This is a genomic window from Campylobacter concisus (assembly GCF_902460575.1).
Lineage (GTDB): Bacteria > Campylobacterota > Campylobacteria > Campylobacterales > Campylobacteraceae > Campylobacter_A > Campylobacter_A concisus_AW.
The window spans coordinates 423,780-439,144 of sequence record NZ_CABPUY010000001.1 but is presented as its reverse complement, the minus strand read 5'-3'; the positions used below and the strand labels follow the sequence as shown (position 1 = coordinate 439,144).

Annotated in this window: 15 protein-coding genes and 1 pseudogene; 12 read left to right on the top strand and 4 right to left on the bottom strand. The window is 39.1% G+C overall.

Going from position 1 to position 15,365, the window contains the following annotated elements; genetic code table 11:
* Positions 1-24 precede the first annotated feature (24 nt).
* From gmhB to F3G76_RS02140, 5 genes are read left to right on the top strand one after another with little or no spacing between them, the layout of a single operon-like run.
* Entirely contained in the window at positions 25-597 is a 573-nt protein-coding gene (gene gmhB / locus F3G76_RS02160; RefSeq protein WP_411160710.1) for a D-glycero-beta-D-manno-heptose 1,7-bisphosphate 7-phosphatase, read from the top strand.
* Positions 594-1,583, top strand: coding sequence for an ADP-glyceromanno-heptose 6-epimerase (rfaD, locus tag F3G76_RS02155; RefSeq protein WP_103635555.1), 990 nt, complete (start codon positions 594-596; stop codon positions 1,581-1,583). Before gmhB ends, rfaD begins: the two co-directional genes overlap by 4 nt.
* On the top strand, positions 1,576-2,994 hold the full coding sequence (rfaE1, locus tag F3G76_RS02150; RefSeq protein WP_149705789.1) for a D-glycero-beta-D-manno-heptose-7-phosphate kinase: 1,419 nt from the start codon (positions 1,576-1,578) through the stop codon (positions 2,992-2,994). The genes rfaD and rfaE1 overlap by 8 nt, the downstream gene beginning before the upstream one ends.
* Positions 2,969-3,538 carry a D-sedoheptulose 7-phosphate isomerase gene (gene gmhA, locus F3G76_RS02145; protein ID WP_149705788.1) on the top strand — a complete coding sequence of 190 codons (570 nt, stop codon included), beginning with the start codon at positions 2,969-2,971 and terminating at the stop codon, positions 3,536-3,538. The genes rfaE1 and gmhA overlap by 26 nt, the downstream gene beginning before the upstream one ends.
* 1 nt (position 3,539) lies before the next feature.
* Positions 3,540-3,935 carry an SseB family protein gene (locus F3G76_RS02140; RefSeq protein WP_149705787.1) on the top strand — a complete coding sequence of 132 codons (396 nt, stop codon included), beginning with the start codon at positions 3,540-3,542 and terminating at the stop codon, positions 3,933-3,935.
* A gap of 1,045 nt (positions 3,936-4,980) precedes the next feature.
* On the opposite strand, the gene tilS is transcribed toward F3G76_RS02140, so the two are convergent.
* From tilS to panC, 3 genes are read right to left on the bottom strand one after another with little or no spacing between them, the layout of a single operon-like run.
* Complete coding sequence (gene tilS / locus F3G76_RS02135) at positions 4,981-5,973, bottom strand: tRNA lysidine(34) synthetase TilS (protein WP_149705786.1); 993 nt, start codon at positions 5,971-5,973, stop codon at positions 4,981-4,983.
* Complete coding sequence (gene rimO, locus F3G76_RS02130) at positions 5,970-7,280, bottom strand: 30S ribosomal protein S12 methylthiotransferase RimO (protein ID WP_149705785.1); 1,311 nt, start codon at positions 7,278-7,280, stop codon at positions 5,970-5,972. Before rimO ends, tilS begins: the two co-directional genes overlap by 4 nt.
* 2 nt (positions 7,281-7,282) lie before the next feature.
* The gene (panC, locus tag F3G76_RS02125) at positions 7,283-8,104 is read right to left on the bottom strand and encodes a pantoate--beta-alanine ligase (protein WP_149705784.1); all 822 of its coding nucleotides are present in this window, start codon (positions 8,102-8,104) and stop codon (positions 7,283-7,285) included.
* A gap of 120 nt (positions 8,105-8,224) precedes the next feature.
* Between panC and prfB the strand changes: the two genes are divergently transcribed.
* Entirely contained in the window at positions 8,225-9,325 is a 1,101-nt protein-coding gene (prfB, locus tag F3G76_RS02120) for a peptide chain release factor 2 (RefSeq protein WP_149705783.1), read from the top strand.
* Positions 9,326-9,346: 21 nt separating this feature from the next.
* On the opposite strand, the gene F3G76_RS02115 is transcribed toward prfB, so the two are convergent.
* Positions 9,347-9,898: a tetratricopeptide repeat protein gene (locus F3G76_RS02115; protein WP_103609951.1), complete on the bottom strand. Its 552-nt coding sequence runs from the start codon at positions 9,896-9,898 to the stop codon at positions 9,347-9,349.
* A 77-nt stretch (positions 9,899-9,975) separates the two neighbouring features.
* Between F3G76_RS02115 and F3G76_RS02110 the strand changes: the two genes are divergently transcribed.
* From F3G76_RS02110 to F3G76_RS02085, 6 genes and pseudogenes are all read left to right on the top strand, one after another.
* The gene (locus tag F3G76_RS02110) at positions 9,976-10,293 is read left to right on the top strand and encodes a hypothetical protein (protein ID WP_012139947.1); all 318 of its coding nucleotides are present in this window, start codon (positions 9,976-9,978) and stop codon (positions 10,291-10,293) included.
* The gene (locus F3G76_RS02105; RefSeq protein ID WP_012139946.1) at positions 10,290-11,630 is read left to right on the top strand and encodes a dihydrolipoyl dehydrogenase family protein; all 1,341 of its coding nucleotides are present in this window, start codon (positions 10,290-10,292) and stop codon (positions 11,628-11,630) included. Before F3G76_RS02110 ends, F3G76_RS02105 begins: the two co-directional genes overlap by 4 nt.
* Positions 11,631-11,640: 10 nt before the next feature.
* Positions 11,641-12,300, top strand: coding sequence for a tetratricopeptide repeat protein (locus tag F3G76_RS02100; protein ID WP_149705782.1), 660 nt, complete (start codon positions 11,641-11,643; stop codon positions 12,298-12,300).
* 12 nt (positions 12,301-12,312) lie between these two features.
* Entirely contained in the window at positions 12,313-12,936 is a 624-nt protein-coding gene (locus tag F3G76_RS02095; protein ID WP_103575803.1) for a tetratricopeptide repeat protein, read from the top strand.
* Between the two features lie 9 nt (positions 12,937-12,945).
* Positions 12,946-14,321: pseudogene (locus tag F3G76_RS02090) on the top strand (MBOAT family O-acyltransferase).
* The gene (locus tag F3G76_RS02085; protein WP_149705781.1) at positions 14,290-15,363 is read left to right on the top strand and encodes a hypothetical protein; all 1,074 of its coding nucleotides are present in this window, start codon (positions 14,290-14,292) and stop codon (positions 15,361-15,363) included. The pseudogene F3G76_RS02090 and the gene F3G76_RS02085 overlap by 32 nt, the downstream one beginning before the upstream one ends.
* Positions 15,364-15,365: the final 2 nt, after the last annotated feature.

The following is a 15,365-nucleotide window of genomic DNA, read 5'->3' as shown; positions in this document are numbered from 1 at the left end:
TTTAAAAAACGTGCCGGCATTATAATACAAAAATGTAAATTTGCAAGGGGCGGGTTAAAATATTTTGGCTATAATCACCAAATGATAAAAGAAACAGCCAACAAAGCACTTTTTTTAGACCGAGACGGCGTCATAAATGAAGACGCTGGATACGTTTGCGAGATCGAAGACTTTAAATTTATTGATGGCATTTTTGATGCGTTAAGAGAATTTGCTGGAGCTGGCTACAAGCTCTTTGTCGTGACAAATCAATCAGGCATCGGCAGGGGCTACTACACGCAGGAGCAGTTTGACGCTCTAAATAAATTTATGCTTGAAAGCTTTAAAAAAGAGCAGATTTTTATCACCAAGGTCTATTTTTGCCCGCACGCTCCAGAGCAAAAATGCACCTGCAGAAAACCAAATCCAAAAATGATACTTGATGCTTGCAAAGAGTTTGACATCGACCTTGAAAACTCGCTAATGATAGGCGATAAGCCAAGTGACGTCGAAGCTGGCAAAAGGGCTGGTGTGGGCAAAAATTTCTTGCTTGATGGCATAAATTTTAAAGATGTAAGAGATGTTTTAAATAAGCTAAAAAAGGAAAAATCACTATGAATTTAAACGGAAAAAAGATAGTTATAACTGGCGGCGCTGGCTTTATCGGCTCAGCTTTGGCGCACTATTTTGATGAAAACTTTAAAGACGCTCACGTGCTTGTTGTGGATAAATTTAGAAACGACGAGACATTTAGCAACGGCAACCTAAAAAGCTTTGGACATTTTAAAAATTTACTTGGCTTTAAGGGTGAAATTTACGCTGGTGACATTAACGATCTTAGCACACTTGAAAAGATAAAAGGCTTTACTCCAGACGTCATCTACCACGAGGCAGCGATCTCGGACACGACCGTAAAAGAGCAAGACGAGCTTATAAAAACAAATGTAAATGCCTTTGTAAATTTGCTTGACATCTGCGAGAGTTTGGGCGCAAAGATGATCTATGCAAGCTCAGGGGCGACTTATGGCAATGCAAAGAGCCCACAAACAGTTGGCGAGTGCGAAGCGCCAAATAACGTATATGGCTTTAGTAAGCTAAGCATGGATAATATCAATAAAATTTACGCAAAGCGCGGCGTGAACGTTGTTGGGCTGAGGTATTTTAACGTCTTTGGTAAAGGCGAGTTTTTCAAAAACAAGACCGCCTCGATGGTGCTGCAGTTTGGTCTGCAAATTTTAGCTGGCAAGACCCCAAGGCTCTTTGAGGGCAGCGACCAGATCAAGCGTGACTTTGTCTATATAAAAGATATCATTGACGCAAACATAAAAGCACTTGATGCGCCAAGTGGCGTCTATAACGCAGCTACTGGCAAGGCTAGAAGCTTTCAAGATATCGCTGACATCTTGCAGCGTGAGATCGGCGTAAATTTAGGCAACGAATACATAAAAAACCCATTTATCGGCTCATATCAGTTTCACACAGAAGCCGACGTAGCCCCAGCTCGCGAGGCATTTGGCTTTAGCGCTACGTGGAGCTTGGAAGAGGCGATAAAAGACTATTTGCCAGAGATAAAGAGAATTTATAAGGAAGAGATAAATGGCTAAGAGAGTTAAAATTTTAGTCGTTGGCGATCTAATGCTAGATCACTATATCTGGGGTAGTTGCGAGCGCATCTCGCCTGAAGCGCCAGTGCAGGTCGTAAAGATAAATAACGAAACATACACGCTTGGTGGCGCTGGCAATGTGGTGAGAAATTTGCTCTCGCTTGGCGCAAATGTGAGCGTGGCTAGCGTCTTAGGAGATGATGAGGCTGGCAAAAAGATAAAAGAGAAGCTTGTTGAGCTAAATGTAAAAGATGAGCTGATCCTTACTGAAAAAGGGCGTGAAAGCTCGATAAAAAGCCGCATAATGGCATCTCATCAGCAAGTTGTCAGGATCGATAAAGAGAGCGTTGTAAAGATAAATTTAGAAGATGAGCTTGTTTTAAAAGTAAAAGAAAATCTTGCAAATTTCAAGGCTGTCTTGTTAAGTGACTACGGCAAAGGCGTGCTTAGCGAGAAGGTTTGTCAAGAGATCATAAACGAGTGCGTGAGGCTAAAAATACCAGTTCTCATTGACCCAAAAGGCAGCGACTACTCAAAGTATAAAAACGCAACCCTTCTAACGCCAAATAAAAAAGAGGCGAGCGAGGCTACAAATTTAAAGATAAAAGATAAGGCCGAGCTTGAAAAGGCGATAAAACAGCTAAAAGACGAGCTAAATTTGACCTATTCGATCATCACGATCTCGGAAGAGGGCATCGCGCTATATGACGACAGGCTGCACATCTTTGCGGCAAAAGCAAAAGAGGTCTTTGACGTCACTGGCGCTGGAGATACGGTGCTTGCTACACTTGGCTACATGCTGGCAAACGGAGCTGATATAAAAGAGGCGATAAAGATAGCAAACCTCGCAGCAGCCGTCGTTGTGGCAAAGATAGGTAGCGCAACGGCTAGCTTTAGCGAGATCGAGCAGCTGTTAAATAGCTCATTTGGGGCAAATTTCGAGCACAAGCTTAAAAGCGTCGAGGAGTTAGAGGAAATTTTGAGCCAAAAGGGCAAGAAAAAGGTCGTTTTCACAAATGGCTGCTTTGATATCTTGCACGCTGGACACGTAAAATACCTAGCCCGTGCAAGGGAGCTTGGCGATCTTTTGGTTGTCGGGCTAAACTCGGACGCTTCAGTTAAGAGGCTAAAAGGCGAAACAAGGCCTATAAACTCGCAAGATGACAGAGCCTGCGTGCTAAGCGGGCTTGGATTTGTCGATTATGTCGTGATATTTGATGAGGATACGCCATTAAATTTGATAACAAAGATAAAACCAGACGTGCTTGTAAAAGGGGCTGACTACAAGGGCAAAGAGGTCGTTGGCAGCGAGATCGTAAAAGAGGTCAGGCTAATTGACTTTGTCGAGGGCAAAAGCACAACAGGGATAATAAAAAGGATAAAAGATGCTAAAAACGATGATAAAAAATGAGCTCGAGGCCCACCAAAAGACCTTTAGTGAGCATGTAAATTTGCTGGCTAGCTTGGAGCGTGCTTGCCAGATGGTGGCTGATACGCTCAAAAATGGCAAAAAGGTGCTGATATGTGGTAACGGCGGCTCTGCGGCGGACGCACAGCACTTTGCAGCCGAGCTAACTGGCAGATATAAAAGCGAGCGCCAGCCACTACCAGGCATCGCGCTAACTACCGATACTTCGGCACTTACGGCCATTGGCAACGACTACGGCTTTGACTATGTTTTCTCACGCCAGTTTGAGGCTTTAGCTCAGTCAGGCGACTTACTCGTGGCGATCTCGACAAGTGGCAATAGTAAAAACGTCCTTGAAGCGATAAAAAGTGCAAAGAAAATGGGCGCATTGGTGCTTGGACTTAGTGGCAAAGGCGGTGGTGCGATGAATGAAGCATGTGATCTAAATTTAGTAGTTAGCTCAAGCGATACCGCAAGAATTCAAGAGTCGCACATCTTTTTCATCCATACGATCTGCCAGGCCGTAGACGAGGCTTTTAGGGGTTAATATGCAAGAAGCGATGGATAAATTTTTAAATGAGCCTAGCCAGCAAAATGAGGTAAATTTGATAGCGGCTTTGAAAAAGGCCACATTTTTTGCTCCGGTGCTTTTAAACCAAGCGCTTGCAAAGCCTGATGGTGGCGTCGTTTATGAAGAAGAGGGCTCAAATATCAAATTTATCCTACTTGAAGATGAGGGCGAGAAGCTTAGCTATTTTCCGGCATTTACAAGCAAAGAGGCGATGAAGCTTTGGCGAAACGACAGCGAGCAAGAGAACATAGAGATAGGGCTAAAAGAGTATCTTGCGATGCTAAAAGAGAGTAGTTACGCTGGCGTCGTGGTGGATGCTTTTAGCTATGACTTTGTGCTAAAAAGAGAGCTGATAGAAAAAATCCTCGCCTAGTGTGTAATAAAATTTATAAAATTTTACGTATTATTTTATGCAAATGGATTTGATGAGGTAGAATTAAACCGCCAGCTTGTTTAAATTTATTTTATGGGCTGGCTTTTGTTACGATCGACGTCAATTTTATAAATTTAATTTTTTTGAGCGCTTTTATTAAATTTGATATTGTAGATGAGCTAAATTTAATAAGCTACAAATTTCACTATCTCGTTTATAAAATTTGGTTTCATATATCTTTGTTATTTGTAGCAAAGTTAAATTTAATATACGATTTTAAGCTGCAAGAGCGCTAAGAATTTTAAATTTGAGGCTAAAGATCGGCAGCTATCCTGTAACAAAGATATGTGGATCAATTTAGAGTTTTTTGCTTGAGAAATTTATATCGCAGATGGTTGTGGTGCGCGGTTGCAATTTAAAACAGCCATAAGTTAAATTTATTAGTTATTGCCCTAAATTTGGCTCTTGATAGATTAAATTTGACTTTTAGTATAGAAAATTTGCAGGTTTAGTGCCACATTTGCCAAGGTTGAAGTGATTTACTTGAGATCTTGAGTAAATTTGCTACTTAAGTCTTTAAAATTGACTTATTAGATCAAATTTGTAGCTAAATTTAAGCCCCAAAAATAGTTGTAATAAACTAAAAATAAATAAATTTACCGATAGAAATTTTAAATTTTGCAGCTTAATACTTTAGTGTGAGGATCGTAAGGGTAAAATTTAGCGTTAAAAACTTTAAATTTGCTCTTTTGTGGGTTAAATTCGTAGCTTTTATACTCTAAATTTAAACGCAAAACCAGTTTATATCAGAGAAAAATAAAGGCGGCTAAAATCAAATTCGCAGTTTTTCTCTAAATGCCAATGTTAGCGGGTGCTCTAGTTTAAGGGTTAAAGCAAATTTTAGTTTTAAATTTGACCTTTGTAGATTAAATTTTCAGATAGAAATTTAAATTTTTTGCAGACTTGTTAAGATTATTGTAGAAAATTTGGTGATAAAAAGTTTAAAATTAGCCTTTAGTAGATCAAATTTAGAGCCCAAAACGCTCTATTTGCTAAAAAATTTAGAGAGATTTTCTATTTGAGTGCCCTTTGCAAATAAATAGCCTCTATTTATCGCTGGGAGCTTTAAAATTCTAGCTTTTTCTTTAAATATTTTTGACATTATGGCTTTGCAAAATGGTGTCACTAGGATGTATTCATTAGCGTAACCAACGGCGATCTTGCCACTTAGCACCACGCTTGTTTGCTTTGCTAAATTTGCGCTTAGCTCATCTTTTTGAGCCTTACTTAAGAGCACATTTAGCTCTTTTGCCGCCATATCAACGCCCCGCACGGCGTTACTATCATTTTTTATAATGAAAATTTTATCATCTATCTTTGTAATATTTGGCAGTAAATTTTGCCTATCAGCCTCCAAAAGCTCAAAGCTTTTTTTCACGCCGCCAAAATACTCGTCCAAAAATGGCTCGCTAAAATTTAGTCTTACAAAGCTTCTTTTAAGCTTGCCCTCTAAGTTTGTCTCATCGACAAAATAGCGCAAGCCTCGCTCGTCAAGGTAGTTTTGAAGCTCTTTTTTGCGTAAATTTAAAAGCGGTCTAACGAGCCAAAAGTGCTCTCTCTTCTCAAGCTCACTCATGCCAAAGAGCTCTTTTAGCCCAGCGCCCTTGCCAAGCTGCATCAAAAACCACTCAAATTTATCATCAAACTGGTGAGCCAAGATCAAATTTTCATAGCCAAATTTTTGGCAAATTTCACCAAAAAACTCATATCTCGCTTCGCGCGCGTTTTTTTCAAAATTTGACTTATCTAAATTTACGCTTTTTATGTAGATTTTTTTACCAAATTTACTGGCAAGCTCTTTGGCGCTTTCAACCTCAAATTTACTCTGCTCTCTAACGTTGTGATCGACTATGGCTAGATCAAACTTGACCCCAGCCTCTTGCAAAATGTAAAAAAGTGCGGTGCTATCGATGCCGTGCGAGAAGGCAAGCAGGTTTGCGCCCAAGCTTAGCCTATCAAGCACATTTTGGCTTATCATTTTGCTTTTTTGACGATGGTGGCGACTAGTTTTTGATCAACCACATCGCTGATCTCGCAGAGATAGAGCGAGCCGATCTCAAGCTCTTTTACGTCGCTTTCATTGATCAAAATTTCGCCATCTATATCTTTGTCCCAGATATCTTTTTTGGCAGCGTAAAACATCTCACCCTCGCTGCTAATGCCCTCAAGCGATGCGTAAATTTGCTTGCCAAGCTCTTTTTGCAAGCTCTCATTTATCGCTTTTTTGGTGATCTTTTCTATCTTGCTTAGTCTTTTTGAGATGATCTTGGCTGGGATTTGCTCCATTTCAAAAGAGGCTGTGTCTTCTTCTTTTGAGTAGGCAAAGGCGGAAATTCTATCAAATTTAAACTCTTCTAAAAACTCGCAAAGCTCTTCAAAATCCTCCTCGCTCTCGCCTGGGTGTCCCACGATGACGCCAGTTCGTAAGAATGAATTTTTGGCATTTCTCATCAAATTTAAAAGCTCTTTTATCTTTTTAGCGCCACTTCCGCGCTTCATTATCTTTAGCATATTTTCGCTGATGTGCTGGATAGGCATGTCAAAGTAGTTGTGAAAGATAGGCGAGGCGATGATGTGCGAAATGAGCTCCTTGCTGGTCGTGCTTGGGTAGAGATAAAGTATCCTAGCGCTTCTTACGCCCTCTATCTTTTCTATCTCGTCTATTAAATTTATTAGCCCGTCGCTAACGCCATGATCGCGCATGTATGAGCTTGAGTCTTGGGATAAAAAGCTAAAGTCGTAGTAGCCTTTTTTAACCAAATTTTTGACCTCATTTACGATGTTTTTAAGCGAGCGTGATTTTAGCTTGCCTTTAAATGTCGGTATCGCACAAAAGCTGCATTTTTGGTTACAGCCCTCTGAAATTTTGATGTAGGCGTGGTAGTTTGAGCCAGTTATCACACGCTCTTCGTTTGCTTGCAGATAAGTTTCTGGGCTAAATAAATTTTGCCTTTTCAAGATGATCTCGTCGATCTTGTCATAATCTGCCACGCCAGTAAAGAGATCGACTTCTGGTAGCTCTTTTATTAGCTCATCTTTGTAGCGCTGCATAAGACAGCCAGTCACCACGAGCAAAGAGCCATTTTTACGAGCTTCGTGCATCTCAAGTATAGTTTGGATGCTCTCTTCTTTGGCAGACTTGATAAAACCACAGGTATTTACGATGATGACGTCTGCATCGCTGATATCGTCCGTGATATCGTAGTTTTGCAAGCGTCCTAGCATGATCTCAGAATCAACTAAATTCTTATTACAACCAAGCGATATTAGATGAAGTTTTGGCATTTTTAGATCCAGATGTTGTCTATTAGCCTAGTTTTGCCTACAAAGGCGGCTACTAAGATGATGGTGTTGCCTTTTTCTACCTTTGAAATTTCGTTTAAATTTCTATCCGTAACCGCGACATAATCAACTTTTAGTGGCTCAAGCACCTCGAGCATGTTTGCCTTGATCTCACTTGCGTCTTCTTCGCCATTTTGGATCAAATTTTGTGCTTTATTTAGCGATCTTGAAAGCCTTAGCGCGTTGCACTTATCTTCGTCGCAGATATAGACGTTTCTGCTTGAAAGTGCTAGGCCGTCTGGCTCTCTAACGATATCGCAGGCAACTAGCTCGATGTTTAGGAAAAATGTCTTTATCATATTTTGTACGATGATGAGCTGCTGGGTGTCTTTTTTGCCCATATAGACGCTATTTGCACGAGTTAGGCGAAATAACTTGTTTAGCACTCTTAAGACGCCGTCAAAGTGTCCTGGCCTAGTTTTGCCCTCTAAAATGGTCGAAAGCTTCTTTGGAGCGACGATGAGAGGCTCGTCTTCAAAGTAGAGCTCTTTTTCGTCTGGTATAAAGATAGCGCTAACGCCGTTTTGCTCGCAAATTTGGATGTCGCTTTGCTCTTTTCTTGGGTATTTTTCTAGGTCTTCACCTGGTAAAAATTGAGTTGGATTAACAAATGTTGAGACGATGCTTACCTCATTTTCGCTCACACATTTTTTGATGAGACTAACGTGTCCGTCATGAAGTGCGCCCATTGTTGGGACAAAACCGATCTTGCCGCTTGCGTTTGAGACGAATTCCTCAAGCTCTTTTATAGTTCTTATAATTTGCATATTTGACTCTTTTTATCTAAATTTTAACTTGGCATTGTAACAAAAAAGGATTAAAAGGGCGTAAATTTAAAAATGTAAGCAACTTTTGGCTAAAATCGGCAAAAATTTATGGAGAAAAACTTGGATAGTTACGAATACAACGAGCTTTTAAAGAAGCTACAAACAAAAGTTGAAAACATAGGCTCTATCGTAAAGCCTAACGAGATAAAGGCTAGGCTAAAAGAGATCGAGGCGACCGAGCAAGACCCTGACTTTTGGCAAGATATCGCTAAAGCTGGGGCGCTAAATAAAGAAAAGACAAAAATTTCAAACATGCTTGCTAAATTTAGTGACGCCAACCAAGCAGTTAGCGATGCAAAAGAGCTCTTTGAGTTAGCAAATTCTGAAAATGACGAGGAGACTATAAATTCCCTCTTTGAAGATGCTAAAAATTTAGATGAAAAGATAGTAAATTTAGAAATTTCTATGCTTTTAAGTGGTGAAGATGACGGCAAAAACGCGATCGTATCGATCCACCCTGGAGCTGGTGGCACTGAGAGCAACGACTGGGCAAGCATGCTTTATAGGATGTATCTTAGATTTTGCGAGCGTGAGGGCTTTAAGGTCGAGACTTTAGACTTTCAAGAGGGCGAAGAGGCGGGGCTAAAGGATGTGAGCTTTATCGTAAAAGGCGAAAACGCTTATGGATATTTCAAGGCAGAAAATGGCATCCACAGGCTCGTTCGCACAAGCCCATTTGATAGTGCAGGACGCCGTCACACAAGCTTTTCTAGTGTCATGGTAAGCCCCGAAGTAGATGATGATATAGAGATCGAGATCGAAGAGAAAGATCTAAAGATAGACACTTATAGAGCCAGTGGCGCAGGCGGTCAGCACGTAAATAAGACTGAATCAGCCATCCGCATCACGCACATACCAACTGGCATCGTCGTGCAGTGCCAAAATGACCGCAGCCAGCACAAAAACAGAGCCACAGCGATGAAGATGCTAAAGTCGCGCCTTTACGAGCTTGAGCTGATGAAGCAGCAAGAGGCTAGCAACAGCGTAGAAAAGAGCGAGATCGGCTGGGGCCATCAGATAAGATCATACGTGCTTTTCCCGTATCAGCAAGTAAAGGACAACCGCAGTGGCGAGGCATTTTCGCAAACTGATGCGATACTTGATGGTGATATCAAAAAAATGATAGAGGGTGTTTTGATCGCTCAAAAGGCTGAGGCGTAGTAAATTTAAAAGAGATGAGAGCTAAAATTTCATCTCTTTTAGCTTCATGCAGGCTTCTTCTTTGCCGTGATAGCAAGCCTCATCAAGATAAATTCTAGCTTTTTTATAGTCATTTTTACCTAGGTAGATAAGCCCTAGATCATAGCTAGCCTCGCTTGAGCCAAGGCTAGTGGCTTTTTCGTAAAAATATATCGCTTTTTCTAAATTTTTATTGACTCCAAGACCGTACTCGTAGATGTATCCAGCGCTTCTTAGTCCGTCTATGTTGCCGTATCTGCCAGCTGTCTCAAACCAAAAAAGTGCCCTTAAGATATCCTTGCTAAAGCCTTTGCCGTCACGAAAACAAACGCCAGTTTGCTGCATGGCTAGGACGTTGCCATCTTTTGCGTAGTCATAAAATCTCTTGCAAGCTTTTTGGTAATTGCCTTCGTTATATAGATAGATGGCGTCTGCTATCTGCTCGACTTCAGGATCAAGTGGTGGCTCGCTAAGACCTAAATTTTGCGACAATTGCTGCGCCGAACAGCCCCAAAATAGCAAAATGCTAAATAGAAAAATGATAAATTTTTTCATATTTGTCCTTGAAAATTTAGGCGATTTTATCGAATTTTATCTTATAATGATCGCAAATTTAAGCAAAAAGGAACGATATGGATCATAACGCACTTTTGACACAGCTTGGCTACAACATAGATGAAACGACCACTGAGCATATGCGTAGAATTTTAAATAACACTGACGGCCTTTTGCCAAAGAGTGTGATCGAGCTAAACGATCATCTAAAGCCACACCTTTGCTTTGTAGCGATGAGCGGGAGTGAGGATAGGCTAAAGATAAAAAACGTTGCAACCGTCAAAGAGATAAAAGAGCGTGTTGACGAGATCATCAAAAGCTGGGCAAATAAATACAAAATGGATATCAAAAAGATAAACGAAACTACATACTACATAATAGGAAAAATTAAATGAAATATGACATTGTTATCATTGGATTTGGTAAGGCTGGCAAAACGCTAGCTGTAAAGGCTGTTGCGCTTGGCAAAAAGGTCGCGCTAATCGAGAGATCGCCAAAGATGTATGGAGGCACTTGCATAAACGTGGGCTGCATACCGACAAAGCGTCTAATCACAGCCGCAAAAGAGGCGATATATGCAGACAATAGCGTTGAAAACGAGTATTACACGCTTAGCATCGAAAACAAAAATAAGCTAATCTCAGCTTTAAATTCTAAAAACTACGCAATGCTAAATGATAAAGAAAATATAGACGTGATCGATGGTGTCGGCTCGTTTAAAGATAAAAATAGTGTCCTAGTTACAACCTCAAACGGCGAGCAAAAAGTCGTTGAAGGCGAGTTTATCATCATAAACACTGGCTCAAAAGAGGCTTATGCACCATTTGAGATAACAAACTCAAACGTCTTTTCAAGCAAAACTTTGCTAGATCTAAAAACTATGCCAAAGCATCTTGTCATCGTTGGAAGTGGCTTCATCGGCATCGAGTTTGCATCGATGTTTGCAAATTTTGGCTCAAAAGTGACCATCGTTGGACGCTCAAAACTGCTAAAAAACGAAGATGAAGACATGGCTAAAAGCGTAAAAGATGCGCTAAACGTGCAAGGCATCGAAATTTTAGAGGGCTGCGAGATAGAGAGCCTAAAAGACAATGCGCTAAATTTCAAACAAGACGGTGAAGACAGGATCATCAAGGCAGATGCGTTCTTAGTAGCGCTTGGCAGAGTGGCAAATTTAGATGATCTAAATTTAAAAGCAGCTGGTGTTGAGCTAAATGAAAAAGGCTTTATAAAGACAAATGAGCGCCTTCAAACAAATGTGTCAAACATCTACGCAGTGGGCGACGTGCGCGGCGGAGAGCTTTTTACCTACACTAGTTTGGATGATTTTAGGATAGTTTTCTCGCAAATTTTTGGCGACAAAAAACGCACCACACAAAACAGAAGCATCCATGCAAATGTGCTATTTACCGACACTCCACTAGCAAGAGTTGGCGTAAATGCAAAAGAAGCTAGCAAGCTTGGGCTAAATTTCAAAGAGCTAAAGCTTAGCATGGCAGCAGTGCCAGGAGCAAAGGTGCTAAATCACGATGTGGGCATGCTAAAAGCGATCGTTGAAGCTAGTAGCGGCGAAATTTTGGGGGCTAGCTTTCATTGCATCTACGCAAATGAGATCATAAACGAGATCGCGATCGCGATGAATTTAAAAGCAGATGCAAATTTCTTTAAAAACCAAATTTTCACTCACCCAAGCATCAGCGAAGCCCTAAATGACTTGTTTGGACAATACTAAAAGGATAAAAATGAAAAAATATCTACTACTTTTAATTGCTCTATTTTTCACAGGTTGCTTAAATGTGATAGGCATCGGAGAGACGCCAAAGCAAGATGACTCATGGCAGCAACCAAAGGACGAAAAGGTGGTGCAAAACAAAGAGCAAATTTCAAAAAATGCTATCGATCTTTTAACACCAAAGTGCGAGAGCGGCGATGCTGAAGCGTGCAATGATTTGGGCGTAAATTTTGAGCTTATGAAAGAGTATGACAACGCTTATGCAAACTACAAAAAGGCTTGCGAGGCGAAAGTGCAGCTTGCTTGCTCAAATTTAGGCACACTCTATGAAAACGGCCTTGGTGTAAAAAGAGATCCAAAAAAAGCGGTCGAAATTTACAAAGATAGCTGCAACAGTGGCGGCACACAGGCTTGCTACCACCTTGGCAACGCATATAGAAAGGGCGAGATCGTAAAACAAGACTACTATCTTGCGATGGAGGCATATACAAACGCTTGCAACGCTGGAGATCTGCCAAGCTGCGCAAATATCGGTGCGATGTATGAGCTAGGGCTTGGCATGAACAAGGACGAAAAAAGAGCTTATGGAATTTACAAAGTCGCTTGCTTTCGTGGTCTAAACAAGGCGTGTCCACAGATGAAAAGACTAGGCGCAAAGCTTGGCATGTAAGCAGGAAAATAAGTGAAAAAAGTTTTAAATTTTGGGCTTATCGTAGCTGCTAGCTTTATGCTAAGTGGCTGCTGGTCGTGGCAAAAGATGGTGAGCTTTGGCTTTTGGCAAAGTGATGAGGAGGCTAGGGCGGAGCGTCTTGAGCTTGAAAAAGAAAAGATGGTGCAAAACTGCGAGAGCGGAAATAGCATCGACTGCAACAACCTAGCTGTAAATTTTAGCAACGAAAAGGACTTCGTAAAGGCAAAAGGCTACTACGAAAAGGCTTGCAACGCTGGGCTTGCGACTGCTTGCTCAAATTTAGGTCAAATTTATGAGCAAGGGCTAGTTGATGAGCAAAAAGATATCGAAAAGGCTCTAAAGCTTTATAAACTAGCTTGCGATAGTGGCGACGGCGTTGGCTGCTACAACGAGGCAATGGGGCTAAAGTCCTACATCGAAAGCGAAAATTTAAAAACTCATAAGATAGATAGAACCAAGGCTGAGGCTAGGGTGCTAAAGCTTTTGGCAAAGAGCTGCGAGCTTGAGTATGCGCAGTCATGCTTCTTGCTTGCAAAACTAAGCGGTGATGAAACAAAGGCGGACGCACTTTATAAAAGAGCCTGCCAACTTGGCAAATGCGTGGATAAAAAGTAAGGGATAAGTTTGCTTTTTAACTCATATGTTTTTATATTTGCATTTTTACCGCTTGTATTTTTTGTATATTTTTTTCTAAATAAAAAGAGACTAAGCACTCTTGCAAAAGCTTTTTTGGTGAGTGCTAGTTTATTTTTTTATGCTTATTGGAGTGTTTATTATCTGCTAATTTTGTTAGGAAGTATTGTTTTTAACTTCCTTGTTTCAAAATTTCTTGCAAAACATCAAAGTAAAGCTATCTTGATATTTGGTATAGTTTGCAACCTTGCTTTACTTGGATATTTTAAATATGCTGATTTTTTAATTTCAAATTTAAACGCTATAGCAAATACAAATTTGGGTCTGCTTCATATTGCTTTGCCGCTTGCACTTAGTTTTGTCACATTTCAGCAAATAGCATATCTAGTAGATAGCTACAATAAACAAACAAAAGAGAATAGTTTTTTAAACTACTGCCTTTTTATAACATTTTTTCCACAGCTTATAGCTGGCCCGATAGTGCATCACAAAGAGATGATGCCACAGTTTGCAAATAAATTTAATCTTATAAAAAACTATAAATTTATAGCTCTTGGACTTTTTGTTTTTAGTATAGGACTATTCAAGAAGAGTGTGGTTGCTGATACTTTTTCAATCTTTGCAAATGCTGGATTTGATGTGGAGAGAAATTTGACTTTTCTACAAGCATGGGCAACGTCGCTTTCGTATACTTTTCAGCTTTATTTTGATTTTAGTGGTTATTGCGATATGGCAATAGGTCTTGCGCTGCTTTTTAACATAAGGCTTCCTATAAATTTTAACTCCCCGTATAAGGCTTTAAATATTCAGGATTTTTGGCACAGGTGGCACATTACATTGTCGCGTTTTCTAAGAGACTATATCTATATTCCGCTTGGAGGAAATAGAAAAGGTCAATATCGTACCTATATAAATTTGTTTTTAGTGTTTTTGATAGGCGGTCTTTGGCATGGAGCTGCTTGGACATTTGTTGTTTGGGGTGCTTTGCATGGCTTTGCTATTGTTATTCACAGATGTTGGCAAAAGTTAAATTTTAAACTAAATAAAATCATTGCTTGGATTATTACCTTTAACTTTGTAAATTTTACATGGATATTTTTAGGGCAAAAAGCTTTGAAGATGCTATGAAAGTGATCCGAGGGATGTTTTTTGGTGAGTTTAAAATAGACGTTAATTATCTTGAAATGTTTTTTATCGTTTTGGCTTTTTTGGTTGTTTTACTTTTTAAAAACTCTATGCAAATAGCATTTGATAAGAAATTTAAATTTACTATCTGGCAAATTTTTGCAACATCTTTCTTTTTGTTTATATCAATCTTGGCAATTAGGCTTAATAATGCGAGTGAATTTTTATACTTTAGATTTTAAGAAAAAAATATTTCTATGCCTGTTTTTAGTGGCTTTTGCTATGGTTGGGCTTGATGTTGTGCTTTATGTTTTTTCAGATATTAGCACAAGTAAAACTAATTTCGTAAATTCTTCAAAAGTTTCAAAGGCTAAGCATTTTGAATTAAATGACATCTATAAAAAAGATCTTATTTTTGTTGGGAGTAGTAGAACTCTTCATCATATATCAACAAATTTTTTTGCTAAAAATAATAATATCAGTATTTATAACTTTGGCGTATCTGGCAATTTTATAGGCGATTATCCTTTTATTACAAAAGTTATTAAAAAAGTTAATGTAAAAAAAGTTATTTTTAGTATAAAAATTAGTGATCTTTTTGAGGACTATGCAGAAAGAGGTATTAAAATTTATACTAATGATGAACTTATAGCAAATTTTGGCACAAGTAAATTAATGTTTTTTAGAACATTGCCAAAGTATTTTACAAGCTTTCATTTATTTTTAAGATACTCTGAAGCTATCTATAATAGATTAAATGTTTTTTATAATATCTTTGAGCCTAAAAATAAAATAATTGATTTGGTTGCAAATGATGAAAGGCATCCATTATTTAATGTTGAAAGAGATAGCGATTGTAATTTAAATAATATTCTTGAAATAGACTCAAAATTTACCATAAATAGAAAGCTTATTGTTGCAAAGTGTACAAATGGCGATAGTATACTTTTTGCAAATGCATTGCCGAGAGAGAACTATGGCAAGGTACTTGACCTAAAAGAGCTAAATTTAAACACATTAAAATACATGCAAAAATATATAATAGATCCATTGGCTAAAAGCGGTGTGAAAGTAGTTATTGTATTTGAGCCAATATTTGATGGAACAAGACTTCAATATAATATAAATGAAATAACATCAGCTATCAAAAATGCCAAAATTATTGATCTTACAAATTTAAAATTTAGTGATGAAGAATTATCTGACTGGGAGCATTTAAACTATCTTGGTAGAAAAAGATATAGCGAGTTTTTGGTTAAACTCTATCTTGATGGTAAACTTTGAGT